The organism is Amycolatopsis kentuckyensis (assembly GCF_002155975.1).
Taxonomy (GTDB): Bacteria; Actinomycetota; Actinomycetes; order Mycobacteriales; family Pseudonocardiaceae; genus Amycolatopsis; species Amycolatopsis kentuckyensis.
Genome location: NZ_MUMI01000169.1, coordinates 1 through 10,785, shown reverse-complemented (window position 1 = coordinate 10,785; position 10,785 = coordinate 1). Strand labels below are relative to the sequence as shown.

At 71.8% G+C, this 10,785-nt stretch carries 12 protein-coding genes; 4 read left to right on the top strand and 8 right to left on the bottom strand.

What is annotated here, in order from left to right:
* Window positions 1–1,198 (bottom strand): AfsR/SARP family transcriptional regulator (locus CCN39_RS17155; protein WP_208630253.1); only part of this gene is annotated, 1,198 nt, incomplete at its 3' end.
* A gap of 74 nt (window positions 1,199–1,272) precedes the next feature.
* On the opposite strand from CCN39_RS17155, the gene CCN39_RS17150 reads away from it, so the two are divergent.
* A complete protein-coding gene (locus CCN39_RS17150) occupies window positions 1,273–2,208 on the top strand; it encodes an o-succinylbenzoate synthase (protein ID WP_086843149.1) in 936 nt (311 codons plus the stop codon).
* Here the strand turns inward: CCN39_RS17150 and CCN39_RS17145 are convergent.
* On the bottom strand, window positions 2,193–2,951 hold the full coding sequence (locus CCN39_RS17145) for a DNA polymerase beta superfamily protein (protein ID WP_086843147.1): 759 nt from the start codon (window positions 2,949–2,951) through the stop codon (window positions 2,193–2,195). The two genes, CCN39_RS17150 and CCN39_RS17145, sit on opposite strands and share 16 nt — an antisense overlap.
* A 123-nt stretch (window positions 2,952–3,074) precedes the next feature.
* Here CCN39_RS17145 and CCN39_RS17140 point away from each other — a divergent pair, with 123 nt between their 5' ends.
* Window positions 3,075–3,290 (top strand): PspC domain-containing protein, encoded by a 216-nt coding sequence (locus CCN39_RS17140; RefSeq protein WP_086843145.1) that lies wholly within the window; start codon window positions 3,075–3,077, stop codon window positions 3,288–3,290.
* A gap of 230 nt (window positions 3,291–3,520) precedes the next feature.
* The gene (locus CCN39_RS17135; RefSeq protein ID WP_086843144.1) at window positions 3,521–3,841 is read left to right on the top strand and encodes a hypothetical protein; all 321 of its coding nucleotides are present in this window, start codon (window positions 3,521–3,523) and stop codon (window positions 3,839–3,841) included.
* Window positions 3,842–3,888: 47 nt separating this feature from the next.
* On the opposite strand, the gene groL is transcribed toward CCN39_RS17135, so the two are convergent.
* The 5 genes from groL to CCN39_RS17110 form a co-directional block, all read right to left on the bottom strand.
* Window positions 3,889–5,517: a chaperonin GroEL gene (gene groL, locus CCN39_RS17130; RefSeq protein ID WP_043776303.1), complete on the bottom strand. Its 1,629-nt coding sequence runs from the start codon at window positions 5,515–5,517 to the stop codon at window positions 3,889–3,891.
* Window positions 5,518–5,767: 250 nt separating this feature from the next.
* A complete protein-coding gene (locus tag CCN39_RS17125; protein ID WP_208630252.1) occupies window positions 5,768–7,243 on the bottom strand; it encodes a serine/threonine-protein kinase in 1,476 nt (491 codons plus the stop codon).
* Between the two features lie 63 nt (window positions 7,244–7,306).
* A complete protein-coding gene (locus CCN39_RS17120) occupies window positions 7,307–7,513 on the bottom strand; it encodes a cold-shock protein (RefSeq protein WP_003085446.1) in 207 nt (68 codons plus the stop codon).
* Between the two features lie 112 nt (window positions 7,514–7,625).
* Window positions 7,626–8,249, bottom strand: coding sequence for an AIM24 family protein (locus CCN39_RS17115; protein WP_086843140.1), 624 nt, complete (start codon window positions 8,247–8,249; stop codon window positions 7,626–7,628).
* Entirely contained in the window at window positions 8,249–8,926 is a 678-nt protein-coding gene (locus CCN39_RS17110; protein ID WP_043776299.1) for a TIGR00266 family protein, read from the bottom strand. The genes CCN39_RS17115 and CCN39_RS17110 overlap by 1 nt, the downstream gene beginning before the upstream one ends.
* Window positions 8,927–8,998: 72 nt before the next feature.
* Here CCN39_RS17110 and moeA point away from each other — a divergent pair, with 72 nt between their 5' ends.
* Window positions 8,999–10,192, top strand: a complete 1,194-nt coding sequence (moeA, locus tag CCN39_RS17105) for a molybdopterin molybdotransferase MoeA (protein ID WP_086843138.1) — start codon at window positions 8,999–9,001, stop codon at window positions 10,190–10,192.
* Here moeA and CCN39_RS17100 read toward each other — a convergent pair.
* Window positions 10,146–10,785: MFS transporter (locus CCN39_RS17100; protein ID WP_143264062.1), on the bottom strand; the 640-nt coding region annotated here is incomplete at its 5' end. The two genes, moeA and CCN39_RS17100, sit on opposite strands and share 47 nt — an antisense overlap.

Here is a 10,785-nt window from a genome sequence, read left to right as displayed (position 1 = left end):
CGGGCAGCAGCGGGCTCACCTGCTCGGTGCGGTTGGCGTTGTCGAGCACGACCAGCAGCCGCCGGCCCGCGGTGTGCGTCCGCCAGCTCGCCGCGCGGCCGTCGAGGTCGCCGGGGATCGTCTCGCACGGCACGCCGAGCGCGGTGAGCATCGCCTCCAGCGCCACCGACGGCTCGACCGGCTCGCCGGGGCCGTAGCCGCGCAGGTTGAGGTAGACCTGCCCGCCGGGGAACCGGTCCGCGATCTCGTGCGCGAAGTGCACGGCCAGGGTCGTCTTGCCGATGCCGCCCATGCCTTCGACGGACGCGATCGGCGTCGACGCGCCGGCGTCGGCCGCCTCCGGCAGCAGCGCGTGCAGCGCCTTGAGGTCGCACTCGCGCCCCGAGAAGCTCCGCAGGTCGGCGGGCAGCTGGTGCGGGACCTGCGGTTCGACGCCGAGCCGGTAACGCACGGGGTCGCCATCGTCGGCGCCGGTCAGGATCGCCTGGCGGGTGCGCTGCAGCGACGGTCCGGGGTCGAGGCCGAGCTCGTCGGCCAGCACGCCGCTGATCCGGCGGTACACCTCCAGCGCCTCGGCTTGGCGGCCCGACCGGTACAGCGCGATCATCAGCTGCTCGTGCAGCCGCTCCCGCAGCGGGTTCTCCCTGGTCAGCCGGGCGAGCTCGGGGACGACGGTGCCGTACTCGCCGACTTCGAGCAGCGCGTCCGCCCACTGCTCGCGCACCCGCAGCCGTTCCTCGGCCAGCTGACCGCCCTCGTCGCGGTGCAGCGCGTCGGACTCCACGTTCAGCAGGGCCGGACCGCGCCATTGCGCGAGCGCTTCGGCGAAGAGCGCGGCGGCCCGGCGGCTCTCGCCGCGGTCCATCGCCGCCTTGCCCCGGACGGCCAGCGCCCGGAACCGGGTCAGGTCGAGCAGGTCGTCGTCGAGTTCGATCAGGTAGCCGCCGCTTTCGGTGCGGATCGCGACCTGGTCGCCGAGGGCGCGGCGCAGGCGCAGCACGTACGTCTGGAGCGCGCCCTTGGAGCGGCGGCGGTCGTCGTTCCACAGCCAGCGGCCGAGCTCGTCGACCGGCACGACCCGGTTCGCGCGCAGCAGAAGGCCGGCCAGCACGATCAGCGGCCGGCTGCCCCCGAGCGGTACCGGGCGGCCGTCGGCCGTGACCTCGGCCGGGCCGAGCACGCGGAAGTCGAGGACCACGGGGTCATTCTGTCCGGAAACGCGCAGTTCGGCACCTGTTTGCGACGCCCGGCACGGTGGCATGATCGGCGTCGATGAAGGTCTACGCGATCCCCCTGCGCACCCGGTTCCGCGGCATCACCGTCCGTGAGGGCGTGCTGCTGCACGGCCCGGCGGGCTGGGGCGAGTTCTGCCCGTTCGCCGACTACTCCGACGCCGAGAGCGTGCCGTGGCTGCGGGCGGCGCTGGAAGCGAGCGGCACGGGCTGGCCCGCGCCGGTCCGCGACCGGGTCGAGGTGAACACGACGGTGCCGGTGGTCGAGCCCGCGAAAGCGCACGAACTGGTCCGGGCCTCCGGCTGCCGCACGGCGAAGGTGAAGGTCGCCGACCCGCGCGTCTCCCTGGCGGACGACTGCGCCCGCGTGGAGGCGGTCCGCGATGCGCTCGGCCCCGGCGGAGCGATCCGCGTCGACGCCAACATGGCGTGGGACGTCGACACGGCGGTGCGCGCGATCGCGGACCTCGACAAGGCGGCGGGCGGCCTGGAGTACGCCGAGCAGCCGTGCCCGTCGATCGAGGAACTGGCCGCGGTCCGGCGCCGGGTCGACGTCCGGATCGCCGCCGACGAGTCGATCCGCCGCGCCGAGGATCCGCTGAAGGTGGCGGTCGCCGGAGCGGCGGACATCGCGGTCCTGAAGGTCGCCCCGCTCGGTGGCGTCCGGCGGGCGCTGGAGGTCGCCGAGGCGTGCGGGCTGCCGTGCGTGGTGTCGTCGGCGGTGGAGACGAGCGTGGGCCTGGCGGCAGGACTGGCGCTGGCCGGTGCGTTGCCGTCGCTGGAGTTCGCTTGTGGACTCGGGACGCTTTCGTTGCTGGAAGGGGACGTCTGCGCGGACTCACTGTCCCCTGTGGACGGATACCTGCCGGTGCCGCGAACCGCTCCGGAACCTGCCTCGGCGTACGCGGCAGGTTCCGGAGTCGCGGCGGCCTGGGAGGGCCGGCTGAACCGGGTCCGGCGTCAAGCCGACTGGTAGGCGTGCACCAGGAACCGGTTCGCCCAGTCGCGATCGGGCTCTTCCGGCAGCGGTGACGCACCTCGGGTGAGCCGGTCGAGCCGATCTTCCAGCTCGGCCGCGGCGGCCACGGCTTCCTCCCGGGTGTGCTTCCCGCGCCGCAGGTCCCGCAGCCAGGTCAGCCACGGCTCGGCGATCGGCAGCGTCATCCGGCCGGTCTCCAGCAGCTCGACGCCCTGGACACCCAGGCGCACCATGTGCATCGCGTACTTCGTGTCGAAGCCGTACTTCGCGATCAGCTCGGGCCGGTTGACGTTGAGGGCGCCATCGAGCAGCCGCTTGCGCTGGGTCCGCAGGTACCCGGCGAACCGCAGCCCGGCCTGCCGCGACACGACCCGATCGGCGTTGGCGCGCAGGGCGTGGCCGAGCTCGGTGATCGACACGATTTCCGCATCCGGCACGAAGAGCGGCAGCAGGATGGTGGGATTCCCGGTCAGGGCGAGGCGCATCCACTTGCGCAGCGAGTAGACGATGAGGTCGAGGTCACCGGGCCCGGACCGCACGCCCTCGGGCTGGGTGCGGAAGACGTACTGCTCGAACCGCTTCAGCCCGCTGACGTACTCGGCCGGTTCCACGCACAGCCCCATTTCGTCGCGGTCGTCCTGACCGTCGACGGCGGTACCGTGCAGGCCGGACCCGACCTGGCAACGCAGGATCGTGCCCTGCTCGGCGATCGCGGCGAACTCGGGGTTGTCGTGCTTCATGCTCCGAAGTTGTACCGGGGGACCTCCGCGGTGAGCACCTGGTTTTCCCCGAGGGCAAGTTCAGGGTCGGGGTCCGGGCCGTTCCCGATGTGGGCGGCCACCCTCCGGAGACACCATTGAGCCATGACCAACAGCGTGTACACCCCGGAAACCAAGAAGCTCCGCCGCAGCCGGACCGACAAGATGCTCACCGGTGTCTGCGGCGGCTGGGCCACCTACCTCGGCATCGATGCCAACGTCCTGCGGATCGGCATGGTCGCCGCCGTTTTCCTCTCCGTCGGGGTGGCCATTCCGATCTACGTCGCCGCCGCCATTCTGACGCCCGAAGAAGACTCCTGAACCGGGGCGGGCGCCGGCTCGCAGGGGGAGCCGGCGCCCGCCGGGGGTGCGCTGAAGGCAACCCGCGCGGGGAGCGCGGGTCGGGGGAATGCCGTTGTCGGGGGACGCGGCAAGCACGAGCCGAACGGCCCGGACGCCAGGGGACGTCCGGGCCGTTCGGCTGAGCGCGGTACGCCGAGCGGCCGAAAACCCCACCGCGAATCCCGTTCGAGGGGTTAGGGTTCGCGCTCGTGGATCACGGAAACACCGCCGCGAAGGTCGTCGTCGGGATCTTGGGCGGGTTGTACCTGATCGCCGGGCTGGGGCTGACCGCTTTCGCCGGCTACGCCGTGTTGTCCTCCGGGGACGTCGGGGGCGTGCGGGCCGCCCGGCTGGTGCTCTACACCGCCGCGGCGCTGGCGATCTGGGTCATGCTCACCGGCATCAGCGCCATCGTCGTCGGGCTGGAAGCGGACAACAAGAGCACCGCCTGGCTCGGCGGCCTCGGGCTGCTCGCGCTCGGCGTCGTGATCGTCGGCGCCTACGCCGTGTGGTTCTTCACCAAGCCGTGAAAAGAGCCCGGCCCGCCGAAGCGGACCGGGCTCTTTTCAGACCTGGCTCAGAAGTCCATGCCACCCATGCCACCGGACGGGTCGGCGGGAGCGGCCGAAGCCTTCTCCGGCTTGTCCGCCACGACGGCCTCGGTGGTCAGGAACAGCGCCGCGATGGACGCGGCGTTCTGCAGCGCGGAGCGGGTGACCTTCGTCGGGTCCGGCACGCCGGCGGCGAGCAGGTCCTCGTAGACACCCGTGGCGGCGTTGAGGCCGTGACCCTGCGGCAGGCCCTTGACCTTCTCCACCACGACGCCGCCCTCGAGGCCGGCGTTGATCGCGATCTGCTTGAGCGGGGCCTCGACGGCCACCTTGACGATGTTGGCGCCAGTGGCCTCGTCGCCCTCGAGCTTCAGGCCCGCGAACGCGGCCTCGGCGGCCTGGATCAGGGCCACGCCACCACCGGCGACGATGCCCTCTTCCACGGCGGCCTTCGCGTTGCGCACCGCGTCCTCGATGCGGTGCTTGCGCTCCTTGAGCTCGACCTCGGTCGCGGCGCCGGCCTTGATGACGGCCACGCCGCCGGCCAGCTTCGCGAGCCGCTCCTGCAGCTTCTCGCGGTCGTAGTCCGAGTCCGAGTTCTCGATCTCGGCGCGGATCTGGTTGACGCGACCCTGGATCTGGTCGGCGTCGCCCGCACCCTCGACGATGGTCGTCTCGTCCTTGGTGATGACGGCCTTGCGGGCCTTGCCCAGCAGGGACAGGTCCGCGTTCTCCAGCTTGAGGCCGACGTCCTCGGAGATGACCTGGCCACCGGTCAGGATCGCGATGTCCTGCAGGATCGCCTTGCGGCGGTCACCGAAGCCCGGGGCCTTGACGGCGACGGACTTGAAGGTGCCGCGCATCTTGTTGACGATCAGGGTGGCCAGCGCCTCGCCCTCGACGTCCTCGGCGATGATCAGCAGCGGCTTGCCGGACTGGATGACCTTCTCCAGCAGCGGCAGCACGTCCTTGACGGTGGAGATCTTGGAGCCGAAGAGGAGGATGTACGGGTCCTCGAGCTCGGCTTCCTGACGCTCCGGGTCGGTCACGAAGTAACCGGAGATGTAGCCCTTGTCGAAGCGCATGCCCTCGGTGAGCTCGAGCTCGAGACCGAAGGTGTTGCTCTCCTCGACGGTGACGACGCCTTCCTTGCCGACCTTGTCCAGCGCCTCGGCGATCAGCTCGCCGATGGTGCGGTCAGCGGCCGAGATCGAGGCGGTAGCAGCGATCTGCTCCTTGGTCTCGATCTGGACGGCGGCCTTGTGCAGCTGCTCCGTGATGGCCTCGACGGCCGCTTCGATGCCGCGCTTCAGGCTGATCGGGTCGGCGCCGGCCGCGACGTTGCGCAGGCCTTCCTTGACCAGGGCCTGGGCGAGCACGGTGGCGGTGGTGGTGCCGTCACCCGCGACGTCGTCGGTCTTCTTGGCAACTTCCTTGACGAGCTCGGCCCCGATCTTCTCCCACGGGTCCTCGAGCTCGATCTCCTTGGCGATGGAGACACCGTCGTTGGTGATGGTCGGCGCGCCCCACTTCTTTTCGAGCACGACGTTCCGGCCCCGCGGGCCGAGGGTCACCTTGACGGCTTCGGCGAGGGTGTTCAAGCCGCGCTCGAGACCGCGGCGGGCGTCCTCGTCGAACGCGATCAGTTTGGCCATTGCGGTGTGGTCCTCCGGTATTGGGCGCAGCCGCCGCGCTGGGGTTCTTTGCAGCGGCGGCAGCAGGACTCTTTCCTCGGCCAGGCTCGGTGCCCGCGACGGACGACTGGACCCGGGTGGGGGTCAGCCTCACCGTCCCGACCTTTGGCACTCGACGGCGTCGAGTGCCAAGACCGTGTTTAGCACTCTCGGGGGGAGAGTGCAAGAAGCCCAGCTCAGCGTCGCTCGATCTCGCGAGGCTCCGGCCGGCTCAGGAGCTCGGCTTGATGCTGATCGACGTCGGGGGTGCGTTCAGCGACGAAGGCGCGTTGCTCGACGAACCGCCCGGGCCGACCGGGATCTCCGGCGCCGTCGTCTGGCTGCCGCCACCCCCGCTGCCGCTGTCGCCGAAGAGGAAGATCGCCCCGACGACCAGGCCGGCCACGACCACCAGGCCCAGCACGACGAAGATCCACTTCTTGCCGCCGCCGCTCTTCGGCTGGTGGAACGCGCCCGCGCCGCCCGCGGGCATGGGCGGGCGCAGCCGCATCGGGTCGCCGGGCGGGCCGTAGCCGGGCGGCGGGCCCTGCGGGGGCATGCCCTGCTGCTGCGGGTAGCCGTACCCCGGGGGCGGGCCCTGCGGCGGCATCCCGGGCGGCGGGCCCTGCTGGGGGTAGCCGTAGCCGGGCGGCGGGCCCTGCGGCGGCGGGCCTTGCGGGCCCTGCGGTCCGGGCCCCTGGCCGTAGCCGGGCTGCTGCTGTCCTCCGTACGGGTGCACGGGGGTCCCCTCTCCCTGCGGTGCGCTGTTCTGGTGCGGCCCCTGTTGTACCTGACCAGGGCGCTGCGGCGCGGGGATTCCGCCCGAATGGGAGCCCGGCGGCCCCGGCGGGGTGTCGGACGTCGCCAGCGGGCCGAGCGCGCGGCGCGCGGCCGCGACCATCTCGACGCAGCTGGCGTAGCGGTCGGCCGGGTTCTTGGCCATGCCGCGCCGGATCACCTCGTCGATCGCCGGCGGCAGCGCGACGGCGCGGGAGATCGCCGGCGGCTCGCCGTTGAGGTGGCCCTTGATCACCGTCGGGACGTCACCCTTGAACGGCGGGCTGCCGGTGAGGCAGGCGTAGAGGACGCACGTCAGCGCGTACTGGTCGGTGCGCCCGTCCAGCGGCTCCCCGCGCAGGTGCTCGGGGGCCGCGTACGTGGGCGAGCCGAGGAAGTCGCCGCCGCGCGTCCGGTGCCCGGTCGCGCCGCGCCGGGTCAGCCCGAAGTCGGCGACGTACACGTGCTCGCGTGACGTCTCCTTCTTCGTCACCAGCACGTTCGCCGGCTTGACGTCGAGGTGGACCAGACCACGGTTGTGCAGCGTGTCGAGGGCGTCCGCGACCTGGTCGAGCATCGTCAGTGCGCGCGCGGGCCCGATGGCGCCGCCCGCGATCAGGCCGGCGAGGTCACCGCCGTCGACCATCCGCATGGCGATGTAGAGCATGCCGTCGAGCTCGCCGAAGTCGTACAGCGGCACGACGTTGGCGTGGTCGATCGCGGACGTGTTGCGCGCCTCGTCGACGAACCGTTCGCGGAACTCGGCGTCGGCCCCGAGGTGGTCACCGATGACCTTCAGGGCCACCTTGCGGCCGAGCCGCACGTCCGTGGCCTTGTAGGTCACACTCATGCCGCCCTTGCCGAGCACCCCGTCGATGCGGTAGTTGCCCAGCCGGCGACCGGTGAGGTCCCCCGACACATCGCCTGTCACGCCCGCAGCCTAACGCCCCTGGTTCGGCGCCTGCCGGGGGTTCACCGATCACTTGACCGGTCGCTACGAAACCTTCCGCACGTCCGCTGCCTGGCTACGGCCGTCACGGCCCGACTGCACTTCGAACTCGACGCGGTCGCCTTCGTCCAGAGTGCGGAATCCTTCGGACTGGATGGCCGAATAGTGGACGAACACGTCCGGCCCCTCCGTGGATTCGATGAACCCGTAGCCCTTTTCCGAGTTGAACCATTTGACGGTGCCGACAGCCACGGCGCCCTCCCTCAGCACAAAGGATCCGCTGGCCCGAGCGGATGCCAGCGGCGGAAGTGTCAATCACGCTACCGGAATTATTCCCCTCGGCAATGGGCAATTCGTCCGAAGATCACGAACCCGAAAGGCGTCTGTTCCGCGCGTGCACGAGCACCGTCCCGGGACCCGCGAAGTCGAGGGCGAGTCCTTCACCGGTGCGCAGCGACTGCGGCCCGCCCGGATCGAGGGCCCGCAACCGGCACTGGATGGTGTCGGGGTAGGCCAGCAGGTAGTCCGGCCGGACCGTGACGAGCTCGCCCTTGCCGAGTTCGAACGCGTCCACCGGGCCGGGTGCGGCCAGCACCAGCGGCCCGGTTCCGCTGTAGTGCTCCAGGAACCCCGAATCGGCGCCGAAGAGCTGCTGCAGCGGCCCCCAGCCGGCGTCGTGCCGGACCGACGAAGGTCGCACCAGGACCGCGTCGCGGTGCACCGACCAGCCCGTGCCGCCCCCGACGTCGAGCGGGTAGACGTCGCCGGGGCGCAGCGGCGCGAAGTCGATCCAGCCGCCGTCGGACGGTGCGGTGTAGACGACCACCGCGCTCTTGCCCGCGCGGACGCCGCCGCGGCCGGCCGGGGCCTCGGTGACACCGAACCGGCTGGCGAGCAGGGTTTCCGGTGCCGCACGGACGGCCTCGCCCGGGTCCAGCAGGACGCGGGCGACGCCGAAGGCGGGCGTGTGCCGGGTCTGGACGCGCATCAGCGTGACGGGACGTGGGAGACGATCCAGCTGATCAGCGCGGACGGGTTGCGCGTCTGCGTCATGATCTGGCCGGGGCCGACGAAGTCGAACACCAGGCCTTCGCCGCTCTTCATCGACTGGATGATGCCTTGGGCGACCTTCCGGATCTGGTACTGCACGGTGTCGGCGTACGCGACGACGTGCCCGGTGTCGATGGTCACCATCTCGCCCTGCTGCAGCGTGATGGTCTCGACCGCGCCGTAGCAGCTGACGAGCAGCTGGCCCTGGCCGGTGGCGTGGGTCAGGAAGCCGCCCTCGCCGCCCATCAGGTTCTTCATCCCGCCCCACTTGGTCTCGGTCTGCACGCCGTGCGACGACGCGAGCCAGCAGCCGCGGGTGACGGCCCAGCCGGTGCGGCCGTCGAGGGTGAGCACCTGGATGTCGCCGGGCAGGTTGGCGGCGACGTCGACCCAGCCGCCGTTCGGCGGTGCGGTGAAAGTGGAGATGAAGAAGGACTCGCCGGAGAGGAACGCGCGGCCGAGGCCCTTCATGATCCCGCCCTGCGCCTGCGACTGCACCTGCACGCCGTAGCTGGTGGCCATCATCGCGCCGGACTCGACCTGGCAGGGCTCGCCGGGCGCCAGCATCAGCCGGGCGACGGCGAACGAAGGCTGTTGACGGATTCCGACCTGCATGTGTTCTCCCCTGGGCGTGCCTGTGACGGGGCAGAGTCTTGCATGCGCCCCGAACCCGGGGAGGATGGTCCGGTGATCTCCGTCGACGACTACCGCGACCGCGTCGCCGCGCTCCTCGGCACGGCCCCCGCGACCACGCTGCCCCTCGCCGCCGCGGCCGGCCTCGTCCTGGCCGAAGACGTGCGCGCCGGCGTCTCGCTGCCGCCCTTCGACAACTCCGCGATGGACGGCTACGCGGTCCGCGCGGCCGACGTCGCGGCGGCCCCGGTGACCTTGCCGGTCGCCGACGACATCCCGGCGGGCCGGGTCGACGTCCGGCCCCTCGAACCGGGCACCGCGCACCGGATCATGACCGGCGCGCCGCTGCCACCGGGCGCGGACGCCGTCGTGATGGTCGAGGACAGCGACGGCGGCACGGAAACGGTCACGTTCTCGGCGGCCGCCCGCGAAGGCGCGCACATCCGGCACACCGGCGAAGACGTCGTCGACGGCGACATCGCCCTGCACGCCGGAACCGTGCTGGGCCACTCCCAGCTGGGCCTCGCGGCCGCGGTGGGCCTCGCCGAGGTGCGGGTGCACCGGCCGCTGCGGGTGCTGGTGGCCTCGACCGGCACCGAGCTGATCGACGCGCCCGCCCCGCTGCGCCACGGCCAGATCTACGAGTCCAACAGCGTGATGCTCGCCGCGGCGATCCGCGGCCTCGGCTGCGAGGTCGACGTCGTCCGCAGCGTCGTCGACGACGTCGAGGAGTTCCGCAAGGTCATCGAGCCCAAGCTGGCCGGCGCCGACCTGCTGGTCACCTCCGGTGGCGTCAGCGCGGGCGCGTACGAAGTGGTGAAGGACGCACTGACCGGCCAGGGCGTCGAGTTCGCGAAGATCGCGATGCAGCCGGGCGGGCCGCAGGGCAGCGGCCGCTGGCAGGGCGTGCCCGTGGTGGCGCTGCCCGGCAACCCGGTCAGCGTGCTGGTGTCGTTCGAGGCGTTCCTGCGCCCGGCGATCCTGACGGCGCTGGGCCACACCGACGTCTCCCGCCGGCGGGTGCGCGCCCGGCTGACCGAGTCGATGAGCTCGCCGTCCGGGCGCCGCCAGTACCGCCGGGGCGTGTTCACCCCGTCCGACCGGGAGGTCACCGGCGTCGTCGGGCCCCGCGGCGGGCCGGGCTCGCACCTGCTGGCCGCGTTCACCCAGGCCAACTGCCTGATCGTGCTGCCGGAGGACGTCACATCGGCAGCGGAAGGGGAAGAGGTGGACGTCCTGCTGCTCTGACCGGGAAGTCCCGCAGCTTCGCCAGCGGAGCGAGCAGCGCCAGCGCGGCCACCAGCACCCCGGCGGCCACCCAGAGCGTCTGGCGGACGCCGATCACCTCGCCGAGCACGCCGCTGAGCACGCCGGCCAGCGGGATCGTGCCGTAGTTCACGATGGAGGCGCTCGAACTGATCCGGCCGAACAGCTCGGGCGGGCAGTACCGCTGCCGGAACGTCGTGGTCAGCACGTTCGAAGCCACGACACCGGTGCAGACGCCGAACACGGCGAGGACGGCCAGCACGAGTCCCCAGCCGGGGCTGCTGAGCGGCCCGAGGAACAGCATCGGCGCCGCGAACACCTCGCAGAGCAGGAACGCGCGGGCGGTGCCGAAGCGCGCGCCGAGCCGCCCGGCCAGCATGGCGCCGAGCACCCCGCCCGAGGCGGCAAGCGCCATGACCAGGCCGACCAGGCCGGGACTCGCGCCGAGCGTGCGGGACAGGAACACGACCTGGATCGAGCTGTACCCGGTGAGCGCGAGGTTCGACACGGCCCCGAACGTCATCAGCGTCCGCAGGTAGCGGTCCCGGGTGACGAACCGCAGCCCTTCGGCGATC